This is a genomic window from Methanothermobacter thermautotrophicus (assembly GCF_014889545.1).
GTDB lineage: Archaea > Methanobacteriota > Methanobacteria > Methanobacteriales > Methanothermobacteraceae > Methanothermobacter > Methanothermobacter thermautotrophicus_A.
Map to the genome: position 1 here is coordinate 121,180 of NZ_QKOF01000007.1, position 25,223 is coordinate 146,402.

Annotated in this window: 23 protein-coding genes; 7 read left to right on the plus strand and 16 right to left on the minus strand. The window is 51.8% G+C overall.

Annotated features, from left to right (window positions below):
• Positions 1-85: 85 nt before the first annotated feature.
• Complete coding sequence (locus DNK57_RS07985) at positions 86-955, minus strand: nuclease-related domain-containing protein (protein WP_192962444.1); 870 nt, start codon at positions 953-955, stop codon at positions 86-88.
• Between the two features lie 367 nt (positions 956-1,322).
• Between DNK57_RS07985 and DNK57_RS07990 the strand changes: the two genes are divergently transcribed.
• Positions 1,323-1,496: a hypothetical protein gene (locus tag DNK57_RS07990; protein ID WP_192962445.1), complete on the plus strand. Its 174-nt coding sequence runs from the start codon at positions 1,323-1,325 to the stop codon at positions 1,494-1,496.
• Positions 1,497-1,800: 304 nt separating this feature from the next.
• Here the strand turns inward: DNK57_RS07990 and DNK57_RS07995 are convergent, their stop codons facing one another.
• Together DNK57_RS07995 and DNK57_RS08000 are read right to left on the minus strand one after the other, a co-directional pair.
• Positions 1,801-3,453, minus strand: coding sequence for a sensor histidine kinase (locus DNK57_RS07995; RefSeq protein WP_192962446.1), 1,653 nt, complete (start codon positions 3,451-3,453; stop codon positions 1,801-1,803).
• Between the two features lie 172 nt (positions 3,454-3,625).
• Positions 3,626-4,312 (minus strand): DUF169 domain-containing protein, encoded by a 687-nt coding sequence (locus DNK57_RS08000; protein ID WP_192962447.1) that lies wholly within the window; start codon positions 4,310-4,312, stop codon positions 3,626-3,628.
• Between the two features lie 320 nt (positions 4,313-4,632).
• Here DNK57_RS08000 and DNK57_RS09395 point away from each other — a divergent pair, with 320 nt between their 5' ends.
• From DNK57_RS09395 to DNK57_RS08015, 3 genes are read left to right on the plus strand one after another with little or no spacing between them, the layout of a single operon-like run.
• Positions 4,633-4,800 carry a zinc-ribbon domain-containing protein gene (locus tag DNK57_RS09395; RefSeq protein ID WP_192962448.1) on the plus strand — a complete coding sequence of 56 codons (168 nt, stop codon included), beginning with the start codon at positions 4,633-4,635 and terminating at the stop codon, positions 4,798-4,800.
• A complete protein-coding gene (locus DNK57_RS08010) occupies positions 4,772-5,062 on the plus strand; it encodes a hypothetical protein (protein ID WP_192962449.1) in 291 nt (96 codons plus the stop codon). Before DNK57_RS09395 ends, DNK57_RS08010 begins: the two co-directional genes overlap by 29 nt.
• A 4-nt stretch (positions 5,063-5,066) precedes the next feature.
• The gene (locus DNK57_RS08015; RefSeq protein ID WP_192962450.1) at positions 5,067-6,002 is read left to right on the plus strand and encodes a M48 family metallopeptidase; all 936 of its coding nucleotides are present in this window, start codon (positions 5,067-5,069) and stop codon (positions 6,000-6,002) included.
• 236 nt (positions 6,003-6,238) lie between these two features.
• On the opposite strand, the gene DNK57_RS08020 is transcribed toward DNK57_RS08015, so the two are convergent.
• Complete coding sequence (locus tag DNK57_RS08020) at positions 6,239-6,655, minus strand: YkvA family protein (protein ID WP_192962451.1); 417 nt, start codon at positions 6,653-6,655, stop codon at positions 6,239-6,241.
• A 1-nt stretch (position 6,656) separates the two neighbouring features.
• Positions 6,657-9,410: an ATP-dependent helicase gene (locus DNK57_RS08025; RefSeq protein WP_192962452.1), complete on the minus strand. Its 2,754-nt coding sequence runs from the start codon at positions 9,408-9,410 to the stop codon at positions 6,657-6,659.
• 470 nt (positions 9,411-9,880) lie between these two features.
• Between DNK57_RS08025 and DNK57_RS08030 the strand changes: the two genes are divergently transcribed.
• Positions 9,881-11,602 (plus strand): thiamine pyrophosphate-dependent enzyme, encoded by a 1,722-nt coding sequence (locus DNK57_RS08030; RefSeq protein ID WP_226891218.1) that lies wholly within the window; start codon positions 9,881-9,883, stop codon positions 11,600-11,602.
• A 16-nt stretch (positions 11,603-11,618) separates the two neighbouring features.
• Here DNK57_RS08030 and DNK57_RS08035 read toward each other — a convergent pair whose 3' ends face one another.
• The 4 genes from DNK57_RS08035 to DNK57_RS08050 form a co-directional block, all read right to left on the minus strand.
• Positions 11,619-12,662 carry an ABC transporter ATP-binding protein gene (locus tag DNK57_RS08035; RefSeq protein ID WP_192962453.1) on the minus strand — a complete coding sequence of 348 codons (1,044 nt, stop codon included), beginning with the start codon at positions 12,660-12,662 and terminating at the stop codon, positions 11,619-11,621.
• 17 nt (positions 12,663-12,679) lie between these two features.
• Positions 12,680-13,366 carry an ABC transporter permease gene (locus DNK57_RS08040; protein WP_192962454.1) on the minus strand — a complete coding sequence of 229 codons (687 nt, stop codon included), beginning with the start codon at positions 13,364-13,366 and terminating at the stop codon, positions 12,680-12,682.
• A gap of 169 nt (positions 13,367-13,535) precedes the next feature.
• Positions 13,536-14,414 (minus strand): ABC transporter substrate-binding protein, encoded by an 879-nt coding sequence (locus DNK57_RS08045; RefSeq protein ID WP_192962455.1) that lies wholly within the window; start codon positions 14,412-14,414, stop codon positions 13,536-13,538.
• Between the two features lie 132 nt (positions 14,415-14,546).
• Positions 14,547-14,819 carry an ATP cone domain-containing protein gene (locus DNK57_RS08050; RefSeq protein ID WP_192962456.1) on the minus strand — a complete coding sequence of 91 codons (273 nt, stop codon included), beginning with the start codon at positions 14,817-14,819 and terminating at the stop codon, positions 14,547-14,549.
• 119 nt (positions 14,820-14,938) lie between these two features.
• Here DNK57_RS08050 and DNK57_RS09330 point away from each other — a divergent pair, with 119 nt between their 5' ends.
• Together DNK57_RS09330 and DNK57_RS08060 are read left to right on the plus strand one after the other, a co-directional pair.
• Positions 14,939-15,421, plus strand: coding sequence for a cation-transporting P-type ATPase (locus DNK57_RS09330; protein ID WP_192962457.1), 483 nt, complete (start codon positions 14,939-14,941; stop codon positions 15,419-15,421).
• Complete coding sequence (locus DNK57_RS08060) at positions 15,414-16,109, plus strand: hypothetical protein (protein ID WP_192962458.1); 696 nt, start codon at positions 15,414-15,416, stop codon at positions 16,107-16,109. Before DNK57_RS09330 ends, DNK57_RS08060 begins: the two co-directional genes overlap by 8 nt.
• A 27-nt stretch (positions 16,110-16,136) precedes the next feature.
• Here DNK57_RS08060 and DNK57_RS08065 read toward each other — a convergent pair whose 3' ends face one another.
• The 7 genes from DNK57_RS08065 to DNK57_RS08095 form a co-directional block, all read right to left on the minus strand.
• Positions 16,137-16,418: a hypothetical protein gene (locus DNK57_RS08065; protein WP_192962459.1), complete on the minus strand. Its 282-nt coding sequence runs from the start codon at positions 16,416-16,418 to the stop codon at positions 16,137-16,139.
• Complete coding sequence (locus DNK57_RS08070; RefSeq protein WP_192962460.1) at positions 16,415-16,699, minus strand: hypothetical protein; 285 nt, start codon at positions 16,697-16,699, stop codon at positions 16,415-16,417. Before DNK57_RS08070 ends, DNK57_RS08065 begins: the two co-directional genes overlap by 4 nt.
• Before the next feature lie 42 nt (positions 16,700-16,741).
• Positions 16,742-18,703: a histidine kinase dimerization/phosphoacceptor domain -containing protein gene (locus DNK57_RS08075; protein WP_192962461.1), complete on the minus strand. Its 1,962-nt coding sequence runs from the start codon at positions 18,701-18,703 to the stop codon at positions 16,742-16,744.
• Positions 18,704-18,715: 12 nt separating this feature from the next.
• Positions 18,716-23,464, minus strand: a complete 4,749-nt coding sequence (locus tag DNK57_RS08080; RefSeq protein WP_192962462.1) for a DUF3320 domain-containing protein — start codon at positions 23,462-23,464, stop codon at positions 18,716-18,718.
• A 62-nt stretch (positions 23,465-23,526) separates the two neighbouring features.
• Positions 23,527-23,853, minus strand: coding sequence for a hypothetical protein (locus DNK57_RS08085; protein ID WP_192962463.1), 327 nt, complete (start codon positions 23,851-23,853; stop codon positions 23,527-23,529).
• A 6-nt stretch (positions 23,854-23,859) separates the two neighbouring features.
• Positions 23,860-24,201: a hypothetical protein gene (locus DNK57_RS08090; RefSeq protein WP_192962464.1), complete on the minus strand. Its 342-nt coding sequence runs from the start codon at positions 24,199-24,201 to the stop codon at positions 23,860-23,862.
• Between the two features lie 110 nt (positions 24,202-24,311).
• Positions 24,312-25,223: a ribonuclease H-like domain-containing protein gene (locus DNK57_RS08095; protein ID WP_192962465.1), complete on the minus strand. Its 912-nt coding sequence runs from the start codon at positions 25,221-25,223 to the stop codon at positions 24,312-24,314.

Below are 25,223 nucleotides of genomic sequence, written 5' to 3' on the forward strand. Positions count from 1 at the left end.
ATCAGAATCCTCCATACATGGAATTGAAGAAGATATTTATGTCCTTCATGCATATAAAGTTGCGGTGCTCTGGGTGTTAATTGAGCTACCAGACCTCTGAGGCGTGGTTCCTGAGAACATCAACTATCATGTTCACCTTGCCCTCACCGAGCATGAGGCGGCTCCTTGATATGTGTTCCGGGATCTGGCAGGGCTTCATTATCATGCAGTATTCGTCGTCCTCCATGATGGTGCAGGAGCTGTTGATGAATGCAACGATGGCGTTGACCCATGATACATAGATCTCCTCTGATTCAAGGAACTCCTTGAGTGTGGCGGCATTTCTCTTTGCCTGGGTGGATGGTGACCTTATCTCCTCCTTCCTGAGATCATCGTCCAGGAACCAGCGATCACCCCTAACTATATATTTTCCTGAGTAGGACTTGGTCTCAATCACATAGACCCCTGTGGGCCCCACAACAATGTGATCGATGTTTCCGTGGGCACCTGGAAGGTGAACGTCGTTGAAGATGTGGTATCCCTGGGGGAGCCGTCGGAGGCAGCTGGCAACTATGAGTTCCCCGACATGACCCTTCTTCCAGCCCCTACCCCTCATCTCACTCATCTTCATGATTGGAAGGGAGATTATAATGATCATGGGCCCTGTGATGATCAGGAGGAAGGCCCAGGCGATATTCTTCATGCTAAGAAGTAATCCGGATGCGAATATCAGGGCCCCGGCAGGGAGTGTCCAGTGCACTGCCCTTGAGAGCCTCCAGTACCTTTCAGCCTTCCTCTCTGCATGGGTCTTCCTGAAGGATTCCGGTACATTTTTTGTCAGGTTACGGTATTCATGGAGGCTGTTAACGTAAAGTAAAGGTGAACCGCACTCGTCGCACATGTAAAATACCCAGAATTCCTCTTCAGAGTTTATCTGCCAGTAGTGGTTACAGTTCTCACATATGAGGTAGGCCATGGTATCACTTAAAAAGATGTTTCCCCTTTAACCTATGGGGTGAGTTTATTATATCCTTTTTCCTTGCGGAGCTCTTTTGTGCGTGGATAACAATATGACCGGGACATGATAGGGTATGGATCGCAACATTTGGTCCTTATATGCAGAGTGTATCACGGGCGCGCCTCAGCCACATGATATCTGTTACGTGCATATTCACCCTTTGTTCCATTCCACATATACTAGGGTTTTGTTTTTCTTTAGCAATACTGCAGTCCTTCTTTAAACAGGGTTTTGCAGTATAACTGTAGCTCATATCTGGATTGGGGTTCATTTCTAAAGTTTTATAAGTTCCGTGGACAAAGTTTATGTAAGGGGGTATAATCTTATGGCTGGAAGGAGACCCGGAGGAGGACTTAAAACCATGGACCCTGTTGTTGTCAGACTCTACTCTGATGAAATCGAGGCCCTTAAAAGAAAAGTCCCGCCCAAGACAAGTATGAGTGCCTATATCCGAAAAATAATTCTTGATCACCTGAAGGAGGATAATCTTCTTGAATGAGATCAATATACTGTTATGTTCATAATTTCATATGGATACCTGCTATCGGCAGTATCTAACCAGGTAATGACTTCCAGTAATGGCCTTCTATATCATGGGGAGTATCAACCCACTGCTTATTAAATTACAGTCTCCAGGGTGGCATCCATGCCCTCTTCGATTCTTTCATTTTATTGAGACTGAAATTTGCGCTGGAATGGAGTAGTTAAACCATCCAGTATATATATTAATGGTGATTTACACCCATCTGATGCCATTTTAATTTTTATGAAAAATCCGGGATAACCTTCGTTAAACGTCACTATTACGAAGGTTCCATCTGGAAGCCTATCCTGAACTCTGTACCGTGATCACGTCTGATGTTGAGGGTTCCATCCAGCTGCTGGGTGAGTATCCTCACCAGCATAAGACCCAGGGTATCGGTGCCCTCAGGGTCAATATCCTCAGGTAAACCAACACCATCATCAGCCACCACCAGCACAGCCCTGCCATCCTCCACCTTGATACTCACTGCAATGGTTCCGGTGCCATCAGGGAAGGCGTACTTGACGCTGTTTGTCACGAGCTCATTTATCATGAGCCCCAGCGGTATCGCGGTGTCAATATCCGGTTTAATATCATCAACCTCAATCACGGTCCTTACCCCTGCACCATAGGAGATGACTATATCATTCACCAGCCGCTCCACGTACTCCCTGAAATTGATCCTGGCCAGTGACTCCGACTGGTAGAGGTGCTCATGTATCATTGCCATCACCTTTATACGGCCCTGACTCTCCTTCAGCACATCAAGGACCTCATCATCCCCCACCCTGAGGCCCTGGAGGTTCAGGAGACTGGATACTATCTGGAGGTTGTTCTTGACCCGGTGGTGCACCTCCCTCAGAAGGACCTCCTTCTCCCTCAGGGATCTCTCGATCTCCGTGATATCCGCCATGGAGGCCACGCTCCTCATGGTACCCGGAATCATATCCACGGTCATCTGCATGTGCCTGACATCACCATGACGGTTACGGAACCGGAAGGTGTACCTCCTCGGTGCAAGGCCCGGGTCCCTCCTTCGAAGGTAATGATACCTCTTCATCCTTTCAAGGTCCTCGTCCACCACGAACTCGGTCCAGCTCTTCTTCCCCTCTATCTCATCCCTTGAATAGCCGCTCAGCCTCTCAAATTCCCGGTTGGCCAGGATTATGGTGGTGTCCTCATCCACTATGGTGGTCGCAGTCCCTGTGGTCTCAAATATGGTCCTGTAGAGTTTCTCCTTTTCCATGAGTTCCTCTTCAAGCTGTTTCTCCCTTGTGAGGTCCTCATAGACTGTCACCACCTCACCTGAGGATAATCTGTACACGAAGTTATCCCTCCATCCACTTATTCTCTCGTCACTGTACCGGGCGGTTGGAAAGTGCTCAGGATTTCCCGTCACGTAGACCCTCCTCATGACCTCAAGGAGTCCGAAATCATCCACACCTGGAAATACCTCGGTAACCCTTCTTCCAAGGACGTCATCCCTCTTAACACCCTCAACTTCCTCAGCGGCACTGTTGAGGTCCCTTAAAATGAAGTCCTCCCCATCATCCACGGCCTCGTAGACCGCGACGCAGGTGTTGATGTTTTCAAAGAGTTCCCTGTATCGTTCCCCCTCCAGGACAAGTCTATCTATGATAAACTCCATGCACTCCCTGATTTCCTCCCCTCCCGGGGGTTTCCCCAGGCATCCGTGGGGGCAGGTTACGACGACGTCCTCATCAAAGTCCAGGAGGTACATGAGGGGCGCCCCGATGTCAAGTGAAGCCCATCCGGGGACCTTCTCAGGGGCTGTGTATACCAGTACAAGGTCGGCATCGGCCTCCCTTTCAGGGGTGTCAGTGACAGTCACCTCAAAGCCGGATGACCTGAGCTTCTCCACAAGGTCAGATACGTCGGCTTCAACGTCCCTTACAAAAAGAATCCTCAGCATTCCTCACACGCCCTCCATGGCCTCCAGTAGGATTCACACAGGTATTAATTTGATTGTGATATACTTCTCTGGATGGTGTTCTAGGGAAGCAAGTAACTTCACACAGGTATTAATTTGATTGTGATTGGCATGTTTACCATTGAATGGAGGATGTTATCCTGTGTTGTCCCCATCACTCCTCCCTGAAGGACCTCCGGGTCCTCATCTCCTCGAGGTTTGAGACTATCCTTTGAAGGTCACCTGCGGGTATGCTGACCATGACATCCTCGTCCCTGATGTCCATGTGCCTCCTTGATCCGGTGTCACCGAAGCCATAGGTTACCTTACCTGTGAGGTAGGGGAGTGCTACCATTGAACTGCATATGGGCCCTGAATCTGCCCCCAGTCCATGTGAACCTGAATCATAGGCGTTGGCGTGGAGTATCTCCATTGCCTGCCTGGCATTGCATACTATGAATATGACGTCTGGTTCGAACTCGGCCCTTCCAAGTGGTGCGAATATGAGGGCCCTGAATATGCCCGGTTCAATGTTAAGATTGTTCCGCCAGGAGCGCTGGACCGCCGGGATGTCCCTGTAGACCCCCATGGCCGTGAGGAATGCTCCGCTTCTCATATTGGCCGGGAACTCTTTCGCGTCCCTTAACCCTGTGTACCTTGCACCCCCCATACATTCCTCCTCATCTGCAGTTGCATAGAAGACCTCCCCCTTCATGGCCCTCTCAAGCTTCTCGCAGAACCTCGATTTACCTTCCTCCCTTTCTATGTCCCGTGGCTCCCTCACTGACCACCTTATGGCCACGGGTTCATTCTCAAGCTTCAAAAGTTCCCTGAACCTTTCACCGATCTGAGTGTAGTCCATTAAAGCACCTCCAGATTTATTATTTAATTCTGGATTATAAATTATTATCTGGACACCCTCATTTTTATGAGCATCTGGCTGAGGTGAAGCCTTTAAACCTGAACCCCCACATCCTCAGATGGTTCAGAGTCTGGCATTATTTTAACCTATGAATACTGTTTTCATTTCCATGATTAGTTATTAGAGGGATATTACTCATTGTTATATGATTTCTGCAGAAAAGAGAATCTGAATTAATTAAGTGAACCACAAATGATAAGGTTTATAATTTAAAAGGCAAATTATGAATTAGAGTTAAACATTTTTTTGGGGAGGTCTCAATGTCCAGAGAAACCACAGATAGTATTTGCTGTGAGAAATGTGGTGAAGAGGTTTCTCCCGGGTTTAAGTTCTGCACCAGCTGCGGCGCCCCTATTAGACAGGGTCCTGCTGATACTGGGGATAAGGGTACTGAAGGATATGTGCATACCTTTTTATGTCCTGAATGAAGTCCAGTTTGAAGATTTAAAGAGGAATTTCCATGAGCTGGAGTCAAAGTTTTTCAGTGCAGTCGATAATGCTATTGATTCTGCAGGAAGCGTACTCCTGAACCCTGGTGGAAATGGCTCAAGGGAGGACGGTGGCACTTATCTTGTATGTGATAGGTGCAATGCTCACTACAGGGTCAGACCACTGGATGATCTGTCTGATTTTTCAGGGACATGCAAGTGCGGAGGAAGGCTAAGATTCATTGAAAAATTCCGGAGATGATAATGTGGGAGAGATAAAGAAACTGGAACTTCTCCATCCCAGTGAATATGAGCATCCTCTTGACCTTAAGGCCCTTCAAGCCCTCGAGGGAACACCCGGTCTTGAAAGCCTAACACGTAAGTTGTTCAAACATGGTGTGGAGAGGGACCTACGTTTGCAATATACTGGAAGCTACATAAAGGTCAATGAAAGAAGTTTTTCTGAAGTTTACGACATTCTTGTTGACGTGTGCAACACTCTTCATCTCAAAAAGATACCCGACCTCTACATTTCATGGGATTACAGTATTAACGGTTTTACAGCTGGATCGGAAAACCCAATAATAGGCTTAACTTCAGGCGCCATAGACTTACTAACAGACAATGAACTCAGATACGTGCTAGGTCATGAAGTTGGACATATAAAAAGTGGGCATATGCTCTACCAGACGATGGCAGAGGTTATACCCATCATTGGTGACATCCTTGGAACAGCAACACTGGGCATAGGCGGAATTATAGGTACAGGACTTCAACTTGCTCTGCTCTACTGGTGGCGCATGTCAGAGTTTACAGCTGACCGGGCCGGGCTACTGGCATGCCAGGACGAAGATTCCGTGATAAACGCCCTGATCAAAATGGCGGGTGCTCCAAAAAAATTTTTTGACAGGATTGAAAGGGATGCATTCCTTGAACAGGCAAGGGAATTCAGGGATTATGACTATGACAGCCTTGATAAGGTAGGGAAGGCGCTTCTTGTAATGGATAACACCCATCCATGGACCGTTATGAGGGCATCCGAAATTCTTGAATGGATTGAATCCGGGGCATACAGTGAGATCATGGAGAGACACACCACTGGACAGCTGGAAAACGGTTTCAATTGCCCAAAATGTGGAACAACCCTCAAAGGTGATGAGAACTTCTGCGGGATGTGCGGCTCAAAGTTATGGGGCCGATGAACCATCATTTATTCATTTCTTTCTGGTTGCAGAGTATAAACCCGAATGAGGACTGATAGGAGGGGGCTCACCAGCAGCATCTTTAATCACCCATGCGCCGGGCATGGAGCGTATTCATGTTGGTGTTCAGGAGGGTCCAGATGCTTAGAGGTCAGCGCATTATAGGCTGTATAGTTATAAGCATATTTTTACACGCCATGCACGGGTTTACATGATGTGGCTATCTGATTTGAAGATTATTTAAGGCCTGTATATTCCAGTACACTCAACCTCTTATCACCCAGTATCTCGGAGGTCCTTGAAATGCATTCCCCAATCACCGCTTCAAGGTCCTCATCGCCGCCCCAGTACTCCTCAAGGAACCGGTAGCCCATCCTCCCTGCAATCCTATCAACCACCACAGAGCAGAGGTAGACGTCATCTATGTATCCATGGGGACCGTATATCTCCTCAGGTATGACGTCATGGGGGGCCACAAGGTAGCCCATGGCTGCGCAGATCATAAGCCGATCCTCCCTCCGGATCTCCCTGCTCTGCAGGAGGTCTGCAAGGAGTCTGAAGAGGTCCGGGGCGTAGTCAACAATCCTCTCATATTCTCCACGGTAACTGTTGAGGTTATCACGGAGTATATCATAGAAATCTGTGAATTCCATACTAATCACCTACACCACAGAAGGCCCTGAATACGCATCTGCTGCAGAAGGGGTTCTTCCGGGGTTCGAAGCATTCATCCCTTATCCTCTCAACGGTTTCAGTTATCCTCTCCTTAACCCGGAAGTCGGGGTCAGGGTCAAAGGATATCCTCATGGAGTCCCGTATAGCATAGGCAGATAGGCGGTCAAATCTGTACCTGTCCCTGAGGGCGTATTCATAGGTCCTGAGCTGGTACTCCAGGGCCATCCTCTCAACACCGCCGTGCTCACGGGCCTTGAAGTCGACAAGTTCAAGTTCACCGTCCCTGGTTCTGATTATCAGGTCTGTCCTTCCCTCTATTATTATATCAGTGTCGGGTATGGAGAAGGGCTCCTCCACCGATACCACCTCACCTGTATGGTCCCTTGTATCATGATAATAGTTGAGGAGCTCCCTCTCAAGGCGCCTCTTTTTAACATTATCGTCTCTACCCATGGGTATCCAGCACCTTTCAACGATTTTCCTTATGAGGGCCCCGTTTATATCCTCTGAATTCTTCATGGCAAGGTGGAGCTCCTCCAGGCACCTGTGCAGTATTATCCCGTAGCGCTGCATGAAGGTCTCAGGGTAGACAAAGCCGTAGTGGTAGATGAGCATGTACCTGAAGGGGCACTCCTCGTAGGTGAAGAGGGCTGAGAAGTTGATCCTGAGGGGATCCTCACCCCACTCCCTCTCGAGGCATCTGCTGATGGATGTGCATTCACACTCGTAGATGCCGCACCTGTCCCTGAGGTCTGTGATGAACGGTGACACCCCCACCTTCCTTGTGTTGATACGGGGTGCTGTTGATATGATGAGGGCGTCCTGGGCCCTTGTCATTGCAACGTAGAAGAGCCTCCGGTCCTCATCAGGTACCTCGCCGGGTGATAGCAGGAGTTCCCGGGGGATGGGTATTGTGTCCTTACTCCCACGCCTTTTAACAGGGAACCTGCCGTTTATGACCGAGCAGATGAAGACAACAGGAAACTCGAGGCCCTTGGCCTGATGCACAGTCATGATCTTCACCGACGCCGGGTCCTCCAGGGATGCCTCGTCGTGGTGGAGGTGGCTGGGGAGTAGGTAGAGGTACCATAAGATGTCCTGGATCCTTGCTCCTGGCTTTATGGCCTCGTATCTGTCTATAAGTGAGCTTAAATTTGCGAGGTTGAATATCCTGGCCCTGCTCCTGTCACTCCCATCCTCTATGAGCCTCCTGAGGTACCCTGTAACCTCAAGTATCCTGTAGAAGGTCTGGAGCACTGTCAGCGATCCCTCCCCGACTTCCTGGCGTATCCTGTTGAGGCCCAGGATCTTCTCTGCATCCTCACCGCGTATGCCGATCTCCTCAAGTTCCTCCATTGACGTGAAGTCTGAGAGCCTGCAGTTCCTGTCAAGGGACTCCATGGCCTCAATGGTTTCACTGGTGAGGCCAAGGAATTCGCCCCTGAACCTGGATATGTTCCACCAGCCATTCCACTTACTGAATCTTCCTCCATAGTCCGGCGGGTCCACGTAGGCCAGGAAGTAGAGCATGCTCCTCACCTCATACCTTTTGAGGAAGGAGCCGTCTCCACGGACTATGTAGGGTATGCCCTCCCTTCGAAGCTCTGCAAGGACCTTATCTGCGTGGTTGCGGACGCTCCTGAAGAGGAGTGCGACGTAGCCGTATTCAGGTATCTTGCCAGAGGATTTCAGTTTCTTTATCAGTGATACTATGTTCCTGGCCTCTGAGTTAACGTCGCGACTCTTCAGTATAACGACGTCAGTCCCGCCGTCCCTTACAGGTTTTATGGTCTTCTCGTAGTGCCTCTCTCCCCTCATGAAGCTGTCTGCAGTCAGGACTATCCCTGCCCTTGACCTGAAGTTGTCCTCAAGTGTGACGACCTCTGCCCCGTATTCGTCGCGGAACCTTATGAAGTTCTCTGGTGTGGCCCCCCTGAAGCCGTAGATGCTCTGGTCCTCATCCCCAACGACGCAGATGCTGGAGTTCTTCCCGGCTATTTTCCTGAATATCATCTCCTGTATCGGGCCTGTATCCTGGTACTCGTCGATCATTATGTACCTGTACCTGTCCCTCACGGATTGGAGGACCCTTTCGCTGGAGTTCAGGAGGATGTAGACCTCCTTTTCAAGGCCAGGGAAGTCTATCTTCTTCTGCTCCCTGAGGAGTTCAAGGTAGCGACCGTAGCACTCTGCGATGCCCTGGTATTCCTTTCTGTCAGGGTACTCCCTCCTGAGGGCCTCCCTGAGCTCCCCTGGTTCAATGCAGTTTTCGGTGCATCTGTTGAAGAATTCCATGGCCCTGTGCACCTCACCCATCCTCATGTAGCGGTTCAGTCCTATTTTATAGAACACCGTTCTGAGGAACATGAGCTGGGATTCCTCGTCGAGTATCTCAAATCCCGCCCCGAATTCGTGTTCCTCGGGGTGGTCCCTCAGCGCCTTGCTGCAGAATGAGTGTATGGTGGATATCTGCATGAGCTCGGCGTCCAGTCCAACACATTTTATGAGCCTCGCCTTCAGTTCACCGGCTGCCTTCTCTGTGAAGGTTATGACGAGTATGTTCTCTGGACTCACACCCCTCCTCTTGACGAGGTATGCGACCCTCTCAACAAGTACACGGGTCTTACCTGCCCCTGGACCTGCCACAACCACCAGCGGCCCCTCAGTCTTCTTAACAGCCCTCTTCTGCTTCTCTGTGCATGCCTCGTCCTTGGTGCAGAGTGATCTTGTCATGGTGAACCCCTGATGATATCACTGATCCTAGATTGGGCTCCTGTGAATATTAATGTTTTGTTCATGGGGTGTGATAGCTCTGATGATGCTGTTAAGCTAGGGATTTTTGCTGTGAATAGTGTTCTGTTTCCAGGGTGTGTCGCGGCTGTAATGCCCTTCACTCCTTGTCCACTTGGGCCATGATTTCCGTTGTGATGGCGGACCTCCTCTGCAGAGTGGATACTCAGGGGACCTCAATCTATTCATGATGTCTGCCCCGGTGACATGAAACCACTGCCCGGGAATGGTTCAACTGCAGTGGGGGGGGGCTGAAATATTTTCATTAATATAGCATGAAGATGGGGAGTGTAGCATTTTATCCTGCATGATACATATAATATCTACAGGTGATATTATGGGCAGTTACATGGGGGAGGGGTTGAAAATTCAGGTAACGGGGGTGATTTGATGGCTGACTTCAGGTGCACAGTATGCAACTACATATTCATGAGAAGACTGAGGGTGAATTTGAGTCCCTCCCTGATTACTGGCGGTGCCCTGTCTGTAATGCTCCACGCAGCGCCTTTGTGAGGGTTTCATCCGCCAGGGAGGAGGGTGGAAGGACGGTATCCGATGTATTCATCTCCCAGCTTGCAGCATGGGGTGTTAGATACGTCTTCGGCATCCCGGGCACATCCACCCTGGGACTTGTTGATGCCCTCAGAAGGAACCATGAGATAAGGTACATACAGGTGCGCCATGAGGCTGCAGCGGCCTTCATGGCCTCCAGCTACGGCAAACTGACGGGTCAACCCGCGGTCTGCATGGCTGTTGCCGGTCCCGGAGCATCGAACCTCATAACGGGGCTCCTTGACGCGGCCCTCGACCGGGCGCCTGTCCTTGCAGTCACAGGGCAGGTCGAGACCTACAGGATGGGTGCAGGTGCAACCCAGGAGATAGACCAGCACAGCCTCTTCGAGTCTTTCTCAGTCTACAACATGACCCTTGTCAGCCCTGAGGAGACGGCGGAGATTGCGAGGGAGGCCTTGAAGCACGCCATCCTTGAGCGGGGTGTTTCACATGTTGAAGTCCCGAGGGATGTTCAGAGCATGGAGTGCACCGCCATGGTGAAACCACTGAGGGGTATGATATCAGGGACTGCAGTCACAGTAACGGAGCATCAGCTGAGGGCTGCAGCTGATCTGATAAACAGGGCAGAGCGGCCCGTGATAATAGCGGGCTTCGGTGCCCTGGAAGCGGCTGACAGTGTTGTTGAACTTGCAGAGAGGATTGGGGCAGTCATCGTATCCACCTTCAGGGCTAAGGGTGTTGTTGATAATGACCACCCCCTCTACATGGGCTGTCATGGTAGTCTGGGCTCAGCTGCTGCGGCTGAGGCTGTGGGAAAATCTGATCTCCTCGTGGTTATCGGGTCATCCTTCTCTGACCTCACACAGATCCCTGCGGGGAGGATCCTCCAGATCGATATTGACCCCCTCATGATTGCAAGGCGACACCCGGTTGAGCAGGGACTCACAGGAAGGTCCTCCCTGATAGTACCCCGGCTTCTCTCAATGGTGGAGGATAGAGAAAGGGATCCCTACCTGGCAGAACTTGAGGAACTTAAGGGCAGATGGCTGAAGCTTATTGAATCAGAGGCGGATCCCTCACTGAGGCCCATCAGGCCCCAGTACATCATATCAGTCCTGAACAGGGAACTGGATGATGATGCCATCATAACCCTTGATGTAGGTGAGAACTGCTGGTGGTTCGGCCGGAACTTCCAGATGAAGAGCACCCAGAGACTTCTCTTCTCGGGTTACCTGGGCTCCATGGGCTTCGGTCTTCCTGCGGCCATCGCAGCCCAGCTTGAATTCCCGGATAGACAGGTTGTGTGTATCAGCGGTGACGGTGGCTTTTCGATGGTGATGGCCGATTTCCTCACAGCCGTGAAGTACGGGCTCCCTGTGAGGGTCTTCATAATGAACAACAGGAACCTTGCAATGATAATGCAGGAGCAGCGTGTTGAGGGATTCCCGGTGTGGCAGACAGAGCTCCAGGAGTGTGACTTTGCAGGGTTTGCAGAGAACTGCGGGGGCAGGGGCCTCAGGGTGGATGATCCAGGTGAACTGGAGGACACTGTGAGTGAAGCCCTGAGAACTGATGGTCCCGTGGTTGTGGATATTGAAACGGATCCACGGCGCTTCATCTGAGCCTCTGATAGGCAGATCACCTGATTATATGAACTGCAGAGGCCTTGAACTCGATCCAGACACTGGACCCTGTGGTTATCCCCATATCATGGAGGGACTTCCTTGTCATGTGGACAGTCAGGGTTTCACCGCCACAGAGAACCTCAAGCTGCTGCAGTGAACCGGAGTCGCGCACAGCCACCACACGGCCCCTCAACTGGTTCAGGGCGCTTGAATCAGTCCGCTGCCAGGAAACAGTAATATCCTCCGGCCTTATGGTGGCTGAAACATCCCCTCTAGCCTTCTCTGATGAGTAAATGCTTATACCGTCGCAGTTGATGATGGATATTCCGTCACCAGTGACACGGGCCCTCCCACTGAGTATGTTCCTTGCACCGACAAACTCCGCCACGAACCTGCTTGCTGGTTTTGTGAATATCTCCCTGGGGCTTCCTGTCTGGAGGATGGAGTGGTTGAGGATAGCAATCCTGTCTGCAAGCTTCTGTCCCTGGAGCAGGTCATGGGTCGTGAATATCACTGTAACATCCAGCCCAGATATGACTTCCTCCATCCGGGACCTTGAGATGGGGTCCAGGCTGGATGTTGCCTCATCGAGAAGCACCACCTCTGGCCGGTTTATGAGTACCTGGGCCAGGGCCAGGCGCTGGCGCTCGCCACCGGAGAGTTCATGGGTCTTCCTGTACTCATAGCCCTCAAGGCCCACCAGCTCCAGGACCTCCTTCACCTCCGACTCATTGGGCCTCTCACCCCTCACGCCAGGACCGTAGAGGATACTCCCGGTCACGGTGCCCCTGAATACGGGGGTGTTCTGGAACACCATACCCATCCTCCTACGGACCTCCAGGGGTTTCAGGTTATCCACGTTCTCTCCATGGAAGAGGATTTCACCCGCATCCGGTCTCTCGAGGAGGTCCATTATCCGGAGGAGGGTGGATTTACCGGCTCCTGTTGGCCCTATGATGCCCAGGGTCTCACCCTCCCGCACCTTAAGGTTAACGTCCTCCAGGACCTTAAGGTCCCCGTAGCTCTTTCCTATCCCTGAAAGTTCAATTACGTTCATAAGAATCACCCAGGCATTCATTTCTCCTGGAAGTGGTTGAGGGCGGTGTTAACCATGAGGGAGATCAGGAGGAGTATTATTCCAAGGGCTATTGAGAGTTCAAGGTTGCCCTTCGATGTTTCAAGGGATATGGCCGTTGTTATGACCCTCGTGAATCCCCTTATGTTTCCACCGAGCATTATGGCCACACCCACCTCTGATATGGCCCTGCCGAAGCCCAGGATGATGGCGGCCATGACCGCGTACCTTGCCTCGGCGATGACCTTCATCATAACCTGGTACTCTGTGGCCCCCAGTGACCTTGCAAGGTCCCTGAGCTCCGGCTTAACACCCCTGAGGGCTGTGAGGCTGAATCCTGTTACGAGGGGCAGTATCAGTATACTCTGGCCCAGTATCATCCCTGCGGGTGTGAAGAGGAGGTTGAATGACCCCAGGGGGCCTGAGCGTGATATGAGGAGGAAGACGAAGAGGCCCACGAGGACCGTGGGGATGCTGTAGAGTGTCTGTATGATGTTCATGATGAACCGCTTACCCCTGAATTCCCTCGAGTCAATTGCTGCTGCTGCTGGCACTGCCACCAGAGCTGCCATGATGGTTGATGATAGTGAGATCATCAGCGTACGTAGGGTTATATCAATGAGTTCAGGGTCAAGTGATGCCATGAGGTCAAGTGCCCTTATGAAGCCTGCTATTATCTCATTCAAGTTCCGGGTCCCCCTTCAGCCTGCTGCTTTCATGGTTATTTCTTTAGTTAGACGAGTATCATGTTCTTTTTGATTATTCTGCCCTTCAGCCTGCTTTCATGGTTATTTCTTTAGATGACTGGATATGCCTAACGGTGCAAAAAAAGGTTAAGATTATTTATTTCATGGTTCATCCGGGTTCATAGCCTCCCGTGATGACCATGAAGAGTGGCTGGCCGTATTTATCCTTCCCGTAATCTGCTATGAGCCTCTGGCATTCCTCGCTCATGAGGAAGTTGATGAATTTCTCTGCGGCGTCAGTGTTTACACCCTTCACCTTTGACGGGTTGAGGGGTATTGCTGAGTATACGTTGAGCAGTGATCTGTCCTCTGTCAGGTAGGCCACAAGGTCTGTTCTGTTCCTGTAGGAGAGGTATGTCCCTGAATCTGTGAGTGTGTAGGCATCTTTCTCATCTGCGACCCTCAGGGTGTCCCCCATTCCACTCCCGGTCTCAATGTACCATGCTGATCCATTGACGGTGGCGTTGTAGTCGGTTACCTTCTTCCAGATACTTATCTCCCTTGAATTTGTGCCTGAGTTATCGCCCCTTGACACGAATTTGACCCTCCTGGGGTTCTTCTCTGCTCCCTCAAGTATCTTACTGAAGGCGTCCTCTCCTGTTTTTGCATTTTTAATGCCTGCCGGGTCATCAGCTGGCCCCACGATGTAGAAGTAATTGTAGGCGAAGGGGTATCTCTTCACGCCATAGCCCTCATTTATGAATTTCTCCTCCCTTTCTTTATCGTGGACAATCACAAGGTCGGCGTCGCCCCTTTTCCCGCGCTCGAGGGCTATGCCGGTTCCACCTGAAACTATCTGCACATCGATGCCGGGGTATTTCCTCTCGAAGGCTGCCTCAACATCCTCAAGGAGGCCGGTGTCCTCGAGGCTTGTTGTTGTGGATATTCTGAGTATTTCTCTATCTCCATTACCTGATATTGCGTAAAATCCTATTCCTAAGAGGATTACAGCTGCTACGGCTGCCAGTGCAACGTATTTCCTGTCCATGGTTTTTAACCTCCATAACTCAGGAAAACTATATCGACATGAACATATATACATATCGGTTCTGTGAAGGAATCAACATGAATCATTCTGAAAAATAAAGAAGGGCTGCTCTGAGGAAGTTATTCCCAAAGTCTACTTCTTGTACTTCTTCTCAAACCTTCTCCAGGACTTTGCAATGTATGGTTCACACCTTTCAAGCTCGGTCAGGAGACACGCCCGTATCGTATCGCTCTTTATCTCCTCCTCAGCCTCTATCTTCTTCTTGACGGTCTCATAGACCCTCTCGATGATCTCCCTCTTCTCCTCCGGGCTGTAACCTGCATCAATGGCTGCCTTCTCCAGTGATGCCCTTATCTTGGATGGCTCATAGGGCTCCCTGAAACCCCTCCTCTTTAGCACCTTCATGGTATCACCCTTTAATGTGAATTATATATGTTCTCAATAAATGTATTTTTCTGGTGGATAGTAGAACAAACTCATAAAGATTATCCACAACAGAAAACATACATGTAAATGGTGTCGAAGTGGCCTCCTGGAAGAAATTATCAGAGATTAACACGTATGAGGTTTTTGATGAACTTGAAACATCCAGCAATGGTTTAGGAGAGGCTGAGGTCAGTAGGAGGTTGAACATTCACGGCCTCAACGAGATCAGGTTCAAAAAACCAGGCCCCCTTTTAAGGTTTCTTAAGCAGTTTCAGAGCCTACTGGTCTACGTCCTTATCGTGGTGGGAGTATTCACAGCGATTATAGGTGAATGGATCGATACGGTGGTCATAGCAGGAGTCGTGGTCCTGAATTCCGCCACCAACCCGTGGGTCCTCTACGGGATACTGATAACAGCAGCCATCACCCTCCTCATAATATATCTCCCGGGCCTTGAGTTCATATTCAAAACAGGCCCATTCCCCTCCACGTGGTGGGCTCTCATAGTACCATTCTCACTGACAGGGCTGCTTGCAGTAGAAGTTGAGAAGTACCTAATGCGAAGGTGGAATCATGAATGAGTGCAGAGAGAACACTTCATGGAAGATGAAACTTTTAACATCACTCAGGATCCTCCTGGTGGCGATGGGTGTTATCATCGTTGTCTTTGGAGCCGGAGGTACGAAGGTATTCGGCCTCATAACCCTCATCGCGGTTGCAGTCGTCTACCTCCCGGCCCTGAGGCACCCCCACGGTTTAAGGGTCATCCCCGTGGAGATCGAGATACTCTTCCTGACGGTGGTTGCACTGGAGTACATCCTCGGCAACACCTTCGGCCTCTACGGGAGGATAGCCTACTATGACAAGTTCATGCACTTCACGGTACCCTTCATAGTAGCCCTGATAGGTATGATGCTCATCTACACCGCCTACGTCCATGGGAAAATAAGGACCAGCCTCCTGATAATGGCCTTCCTCATAATCTTCGTGACCCTGGGACTCGGCGCCCTCCTTGAGCTTGTGGAGTACGGCTATGACCACCACCTCTACCAGCACATAGAGCACGTCCTCCCAACGGGTCCAACGCAGGGGTCCCCTGTAATGGATCCCCTGGAGGATACCATGTTTGACCTCCTCACAGACCTCCTTGGCGGAATATTCGGGGCTGTAACAGGTGTGATACTTGTTAAGAGGGCCGAAAGAAAAAATTACTGCCTTGAATGGGTTGATGGAGTCGCAAGGCTTGAGGGAATCAACGAAGATGAGTAGACATATGAAGCTTAAACCTGATAAGAATTAAAGGGGCTTTAGAATGTCCCTTTTAAGTTCAAAGGATGCTGCGAAGATGAACGCCATCATAACAGGGAGGAGGCATACCTTAACAACCTCAAGTTCAGGGAACGACAGAAACTCCTTTATGAACCTCACAGCAATCAGGATGGTGCCAGTCAGGAGGGCCATTGATACCAGGGCCCACAAACCTGAGGCAAACCTCGTCATGAGATAATTCTTCACCGAGAGTACGGCTGCAAGGGACATGAATATGAGGGCCACTGCCTTCATGATAAGGATCATCATGTCTCAGCCTCCAGTTTCCTGTTTGATTTGAGTGCTGCATAGAAGAAGAGTATCGATGCAAAGGTTATGAATAACCATTCAGCCGTCCTGAAGGCATCAAAGGCCACTGTTTCCCTCAGAACACCGCAGACGGTCGATATGAATAGCATGAGGACTGCGAGGGTCATGTAGACCCATCTCCTGTCCTGCATTGAGACCATGAGCATGTAAAGGAAACTCAGACCCGTTATCACAGCAGATATTAACTGGGCAACCTGAAATTCACGTCCAAAGGGTATCATGGCAACACCACAGACATGTATGTTAATCTACCTCTAAAAATTTTACCTCCCCATCGATGGAAATGTGATCCTGAATACAGCACCATCCTCACTGAAGGTTTCAAGTTCACCCCCAAGCTGACCCACAAGGGCCCGTACCAGGGTCATGCCCAGTGAGTCAGATCCCCCGGATCCGAAGTCATCTGGAAGGCCGGGACCCGTGTCCCTGTACTCCATGAGGTACAGGCCATCCAACTCCCTGAATTCAATCCGTATCCGACCCCTGCCATCAGGGAAGGCATATTTAAGTGAGTTGGTAACGAGTTCGTTCACTATGAGGGCCAGTGGCACCGCAACTTCAATGTCAAGGCCCACCTCATCCACTTCAAGGTCTGATACAACCCCGGAGACGCCGTAGGTTGATAGGAGCTCGATTACAAGCCTTGAAAGGTAACTCTTAATGTTTATCTCTGAGAGGGAGTCTGACTGATAGAGGCTCTCATGTATCATGGCCATTGACTTTATCCTGGCCTGGCTCTCCTCAAATATCCTGAGGTCCTCAGGGTCCCTTATGTATGGTTTCTGGAGGTTCAGGAGACTGGATACTATCTGGAGGTTGTTCTTGACCCGGTGGTGCACCTCCCTTATCAGGGTCTCCCGCTCCCTGAGGGCAGAGATGAGGGACTCCTCATAGCGCCGGGCTTCGGTCACATCCCTCAGAATGACCGCCCTGAGGTCCCCGGTTATATGGAAGCTGAACATCCTGACCCTCCGGCCACCCTCCATGAGGAACTCATCATCCCCCAGTGACTCCAGGATCAGGTCCGAGCATATATCATCCATGGACCTTCCAGCTGCATCATCCCTCCCCATGGATGTTATCTCCTCCAGGGCCCGGTTCCAGTATACCACCTTCCCCTCCCTATCCGTTATTGCTATACCATCAGATATGTTGTCCGCCACTCCACGGAACCTCATCTCACTCTCACGGAGCCTCTCGGTGGCTCTCCTCTGGATCGTTATATCTGTGGCGATGAAAACGAATCCTATGGGCTCAGAGAGGCGCCCCCTGATTGGTGAGGCCGTCAGGAGGACGTCCAGTGCCCTGCCATCTGCTGACAGTATGCGGGTCTCCATCTCAGCCGAACTGGAGGATGATACTATCTCCCTCAGCATGCTGGCCTCTGAAGGCTCGAATATGCTCCAGACGTACTGGCCCCTGAGTTCTGTGTAGAGTAGTTTCTCCTCAATGCTCCGGCTCCACCTGTTTATCCTACCCTCAGGGTCTGTGATGAGGAGGAAGTTGGGCATTATCCCGACTATCCTCTCCGCTGCAACCGCCGGTGATAGCTCCGGGAACTCATACCTCCACACACCGTAGGCGATGAAGAGAAGGCCCAGGCTCAGCATGGTCTGGGTCATCTCAGGGAACATGATGCCCAGGAGGTCCCTCACGATGAAGTCTGTGATGAAGCTGACGATGAGTGGCATGAAGAGGCCTGTGAAAAGGTAGAGTGACTCCCTCCGCCTGTAGCCCTCAGCCCTCATATAATCAACCAGAACCATGAATGCAGCTGCCAGTGCAAGGGCGATGCTCCAGACGGCAAATGCAGCGAATAAGACTGCAGGTTCAGGGAGGGCGTAGGTCCAGCCATAGTAGGTCTGCATTGCCCCACTTATGAGGAGATCCGTTGAAAGTCCTGTGGAGATGAATGCAGCTGCCGGTCCATAGATGGGGGCCAGCATCCAGGGCTTCAACCTTCTTCCAGTGTAGATCAGGGATATGTGGAGGAGAATCGCCGGGATGACTGGCCAGATGAGGCTCAATTTGAGCCAGATGTATGCATTCGCCGGGCTCTCAACAAGCCTGTAGACAAACTCGGTGAATGCAGTGAATGAGACCGTGACTGCAAGGCAGGATACCAGGAGGTTTATCCTGCTGCCAGGATTTCTCTGGTAGATGAAAATTGCGGTGCAGAATGCGATGACTGCTGCCATGAGGGAGATGATGGAGTAGGGATTCATCTGAACCTCCCATCAGAGGGCCCTGACACCTTCATCATCAACCACAATTTCGCCCCTCCTTGACATGTCCTCAATGACCCTCCTTATACCGGAGGCCGTCTTCCTGCTCGTATTCTTAAAGCCGAACATCCTTGATACGCGTGTTACAACCTCATCCATATCAGAGGTTGACCTGAGGGCTATCCTGACGGCCTCCTCGATCTCCATGGGGGATATCAGGGAGATGTCGATCCTCCCGCTTCTCCTCCGGACCGTGACAGGCATGGAGTCTGTAAGGAGGAGGAAGTCACCGTTTCTCTTGACGTTCCCATTGTTCTCAGCCATCTCAATCGCCGAGTTGATTATGCTCCTGACCCTCCGGCCGGCCCTCCTCAACCCGCATGACTCCCTTATGCGCCTTATGACCTCCTCCACATGGATTGGGCCCTCCATGGAGACTATCTCACTAACAATGGAAGATATGACTGGTGTGGGGCTCCGGTAGAGGTCATCAGGTTCCCTGAGCTTATCTGTTTCATACTCGACGTACTCTGCAACTCCATCCCTCCGGGGTTCAGAGTGGACTTTCTGGTCAGCCACAGACTCCACATCCCCAGGGTCACAGGCCACAGACTCCACATCCCCGGATTCAGCGACATCCTGTCCAGTCTCAGCAACCTCAGGTGACTCCCTGGCAGCCCTGGCATCCTCAACAATCTCCTCCAGCCTATCAGAAACCTTCCTCTGTGTCTCCTCACGGTTCCTGTACCAGTCAGATGACCAGAGGTGTATGATGTTCCAGCCCAGGTTCCTCAGGATCTCCTCCCGGAGCCTGTCGCGGTCCCTTGCAACCTCAGCTCTGCTGTACATCTCACCATCTGTGAGTATCCCTGCAATGTACCTGCCAGAGTCATCAGGATCCTTCACCGCGAAGTCAACACGGAACCCTGCGCATCCAACTCCCCTGTCAACCTCGAATCCCTCATCAACCAGGAATTCATATACCGAATCCTCAAAGAGTCCCTGTGAGGTGTCAGTGGAGTCTGAATCCAGCACACCAGTCTCCGCGTACCTCAGGAACCTCTTCAGGGCCCTGACACCGAAGGGGGTCCCTGGCCCTGTTCTGAGGTCAGATGCCCTGAAGTTTGTGAATACAACACACTTCTCACGGGCCCTCGTGATGAGGACATTGAGCCTCCTCTCACCCCCCTCCTGGTTGAGGGGCCCGAAGTTGAGGGACATGCGGCCGTTCTCATCGAATCCGTAGCCCACACTTATGAATATAACGTCCCTCTCATCCCCCTGGATGGTCTCCAGGTTCTTTATGAAGAATGGTTCATCGGTCTCCTGGTTTATGATCCGTTCAAGGTCAGGGTTCTCCCTGAGCCTGGCCTCAAGGGCCTCCAGTATGGCGTTCATCTGGGCCACCGAGAAGGTGCCGACACCGAGACTCCTCGAGGAACCGTACCTCATGAAGTGCTCCTCTATGGCGTCAACCACCGCCGCAGCCTCAAGGGGGTTTGAGGATGTCCTTCCACGCTCATAGACCGTGTCAGGGAGGTAAACAAGGTGCAGTCCAAGCTCATCGTCCTCCCTTGCAGGGGAGGGGTAGACCAGGAGCCTGTTGTCATAGAACTCCTGGTTGGAGACAGCTATCAGTGATTCATGGCGGCTCCTGTAGTGCCACCTCAGCATCCTCACAGGGAAGCTCCTCTTGCAGAGGTGGAGTATGCTCTCAATGTCAGCGGCGGTCGCCACGTCCTCTGAGTCCTCCTCAGAGGATATCATCTGGTCAAAGAAGCTGGTGGGTGGGAGCTGGTTGGTGTCACCCATAACCACCGCCGTCCTGGCCCTCAGGAATGCCCCCAGGGCGTCCTCGGGTTTAACCTGTGATGCCTCATCAAAGATCACAACATCGAACTGGAGCTCGCTGCTCCGGGGGTCAAGGTACTGGGCTATCGAGAGGGGGCTCATCATGAAGCATGGCTTTATCCTCTTTATAACGCCACCTGCAAGTTTCAGGAGCTTCCTGAGGGGCATGTGACCCCTTTTACGTGTGAACTCACCACTGAGGATACTCTCCTCAGAGTTTGGGGCCGCACCCCCGAAGACTGTGGGCATGTTACTGTTGAGCTGGTGTATGAGTCTCTTCCTGTTGAGTTCGATTATCCTGGAGTCCAGCTCCCTGAACTCCCTTATCCTGGCCTCGTGGAGGTCACCTATGAATGTGTACAGTGCGGGTATCTCCCTGAAGGCCCTCTCAAGGAGTGCATCTGCAAGGTTGCCCTCCATTGCGGGCCTTATATCCTCCATACCGATTATACCGGACTCTATTATGGGTATGAATGCAGCCCCCCGGGTCTTCATGCAGAGCCTCTTCTTCTCAAGGTACTGTGACCATAGGGGGAGGAGGTTGAGGGCCTCCCTCCAGGCCTTAAACCTTGACCTCCATGCACGGAAGGGGACCTCCCCTGGTGGGGAGTTGAAGAGGACATGTGGGTGGGTGTTTATACTCTCCTGGAGCCTTTTGAGTTTATCCTCAAGTTCACTGTAGATTTCCATGATGCCCTCGAAGCTGGCCAGGAGTTCCTCACCATCAAGGCCCCTGGAGATGCACTCAAGGGTCCTCTCAGATATGAGGCCCTCACTGTGGAGGTCCCTGAACCTCACTATCCACTCTGCGGTGGCCCTGAGGTCCTCGAGGGCTGGATTCTCAGGGTTCCACATGGGGCCGAAGAACCTCTCAGCCACTTCCCTGTACCTCTCAAGTTCCTCCCTGAGGCTCATGACGTCCATGAGGCTTTCGAGGTCCTCAACGACCTCGTAGTCATTCTCAGGGGCCCTTCCAACGTAGAGGGCCTCTATCTCATTCCTCACCTTCCTGTACCTTCCGCTCAGGAACTTTATGCGGCTGGAGGACTCCTTAAGGTACTCCCTGAGCAGGGCCTCCAGGTTCACTCCATGGACGGATTCATGGAATCTGTCCAGTATCTCGCGCTTCCTGCTGTAGACCTCAAGTTTATCGAGGAGTGTGAAGGCGTCTGCCCTGTAGCGGTCCCAGATATCTGATTCAAGGACCCCCAGGTCGAAGGGCCTTGACTCTGCAACCACAGAGACAACCTCCCCGAGCCTCTCAAGGTCACTGCCAGTTCTGACCTTCATGAACCCGTAGCGTTCCTGGAATTCCCTGATGGCGCCTGTTAACCTGTCAGTGGTCTTCATCACAGATTCAAGGAGCATCTCAAGTTCCCTGACATCTGAGGGCAGCATCATACCGGGGTCAGTGCCGGACCAGGGGTTCTCCGGGAGTGGGGGAAGGAGTTCAGCCAGTTTGGCAAGGTTCCTGAGTTCAACGAGGGCCTCATCCCATTCATCTGGTGTTATGGTCTCAGGGGATGGTATCCTGACGAAGGGCATGTCTCCATTGAAGTACTTCTCTGCACGCTCCTTCATCCCGAATAACTGGAATGGGGAGAGCTGTATGCTGTAGAGTGGCTCATGGAGGGCCCGGCGGTACTCGTTGAGTTCATCACGGAGTTTCTCTATCCTTTTGAACTCCCTCCCGGCGTCGGGTCTCTCTGCCTCAGCCTCCATGAGGGTGGCCTCCAGTTCATTGAGGACGTCCTTCTTCCGGGCCTTGTGGGAGTGGAGTTCAAGGCAGAACCTTCCCAGTCCTATGGAGTCCAGTCTGCTCTTCACAACCTCAAGGGCCGCCATCTTCTCACTCACAAAGAGGACTGTCTTGCCCGAGGCCATGAGCTCCGCTATGAGGTTCACTATGGTCTGGGATTTCCCTGTACCGGGTGGGCCCTCAACCACCAGGTTCTTACCAGCCTTAACATCCTCTATGACTGCTATCTGGGATGAGTCAGCATCCACCACATGGTAGAGGTCCCTGTAGGGTATGCTGTCTATGTCCACCTCCTCAGCGTCATCATCCACATCAATGGAGAAGAGGGCCCTCAGGAGGGGCCTGTCCACTATCTCATCCCAGTTGGGATAGGATGATGGGTCAAGGTCCATGTACATGAGGAACTTGGTGAAGGAGAAGAATCCGAGCTGGACCTCATCTGTAACACCCCAGCCCTCCATTGATGAGACGGCATCCTCGACGCGTTTAAGGTAATCTGAGACACCCCCAGGTGATGGGGGCATCCTGAACTCTGGCAGCTCAACACCCTCCTCCCTGAGCCTTGCCTGGAGGGACATGTTGGTTATGATCTCACTGCCATCCCAGCGAAGGGAGAAGGATGAGCCGGCCCTCCTCCTCTCAAGGGAGACCGGCACCAGGACCAGGGGGGCCCTCCTTATGTCAGGCTCCCCCTCGGTCCTCCACTCAAGGAAGCCGAGGGCAAGGTATAGTATGTTGTAGCCCTGCTCCTGTATCATGGTCCTGGCCCTCTGGTTGATGTAGAAGAGCCTCCTCTGAAGTTCGGCCTCTGTCAGGGCCGTCTGGAGTATGTTCTCATCCTCCACCTCCATGGGGGTTACTTCAGGAGGGGTGATCTCACCTTCACCTGTCAGGGTCTCGCCGGGTTCATCTATACTGTGGGGTTCATCATCATCGTCAAGGGTTTCCTCCTCAATGCGGGGTGCGAGCTTCATCTTCTTCCCGTTGAGGACCAGGTAGCTGTATATGTACTCAGGGTCATGGTTCACCACCTCAACCGTCCTGGATCTTGGCCTGAAGTTCAGGAGCTGGTTCCGCATTGTGAGGTCAAGGAGTTTCTCCCTCAGATTCTCAAATTCCCTTTCGATGATTTCCCTTGCAGATTGGTCCATTCAGATTCTCCTTCAGTTCTGTTACATGGAAGTGTTCAGGATATTCACATTAAAGAGTCTATCTAGATATTCTTCTCCCCAGGTACCGTTATGGTGGCAACCCTGTAGAATACAACTGCGAGTATGATGGAAATCAGCCATGTGAGGGCAGCTATGATCTCATCATTCCCGGGGATTGGCCAGAAGAGGTCTATGAGGTCCATAATCCTCGTGGCTGAGAATATTATCATTGAAACTGCGAATATACTTATCAGAAGGGCTGTTTCATCCAGCCTTGAGAATAGCATCCCCAGGGCCGCCTCATCGTATCGGAGGTTGTTCAGCAGCACCCTCCCCGAAAAGTAGAGCGTCAGGAGTGGGGGTATCATTATAATCCATTTCAGATCCATGGGTCATCACCACAGCACAATCCTAGAACCGGCCTTAGATCCATCACCACCAATTATCGAGGATAGCAGGAACACCGCAAACAGGAGGAAGAGCGCGTTGAGGTTCACGAAGCACTCAATGATGGCCTCATCCTGTCCCGTGACAAAGGTGAAGCCGACCAGTACAGTGAAGATTGAGGCCACAAAGATTGATACGCATATGAGCCTCGCGGCGCGTCTGTGGAGAAATAGCATTGAAACTGCAAGTTCCCGCGCCCCTATCTGCCTGAGTATCCTTACACAGAATACTATTATGAGAAGGCCTATGAGAAGGCCGGCCACCCTGTTTATCAGAAGCAGCTGATCCATATAAACACCATTAGGTATTATGTTCAAGGGGATATTTATCTATTCCAGTCCCCACCCGGCCATCCAGCCGGGCTACCCACAGCGGGCCAGACCCAAAGATGCCATCCTCCTCAGCAGATGGCAGAGGTCACATGGGGGATGAGGAGTGCCATGTTTATTATGTCCTCACGGTTGTGCTCAACGAGGGGGACCAGTGGTCCGGGGCTGCCGGTTGAGAGGTAGGTGCGGTAGTAGTCCGGTACATATGAGCCCGGGATGTCAAGGCCCCTCTCAGCGCCCAGGATATGCCTCTCCACCGTGGACAGTTTACAGTTAGGGAGCCTGTGCCCCCAGAGGCGCCTTGAAATATGGTAGAGGTCCACGTGGCAGTTCTGGAGTCTGTTCTCAAGGCCGTGGATGGCTGACCTCCGCCTGATGTAGGGGATGTCGAAGCTGGCCCCGTTGAAGGTTACAATTATGGATTCTGGTGGTATGTGGTGGTAGATCTCCAGGACGGCCCCCTCCATCTCAGGTGCCGGTGCCAGGCGCTGCATCACCTTAATCCTGCCATCCTCGATCCACGCCATCCCGGCCAGTATGACCGGCTCCCCTCCAAGGCCCAGGGTCTCAATGTCCAGGAAGGTGAAGCTCTCCTCACAGGCAAGGCCAATTGCCCCCACCAGTCTGGGATCAGAGGATGAACAGTTCAGGTAGCCCCTGATCCCCTGGAAGTCCAATGATTCAATGAAGTCGAGGATTCGTGCCGCCTCCACCCCGTGGACCTCATGTTCCATTAGATCCATGATGGTATGATAGCCCTCAGATTTAAGGAGCCTCTCGGTCATGGGGCCAACGCCCCTCACAAGTTTCAGGTCAGAGAGGATGTGGGGTCTAACATCAGGCCGCCTCAACCTCAACCTCCTCTCATGGGATATCTCCAGGGCCTCAGAGCCTGCAGCGGTCACCCTGGACGCATCAAAGGTCTCCTCGAGTGATTCACCATCATATTCTATTACGAGATCCCATTTGAGTTTTTCAAGCAA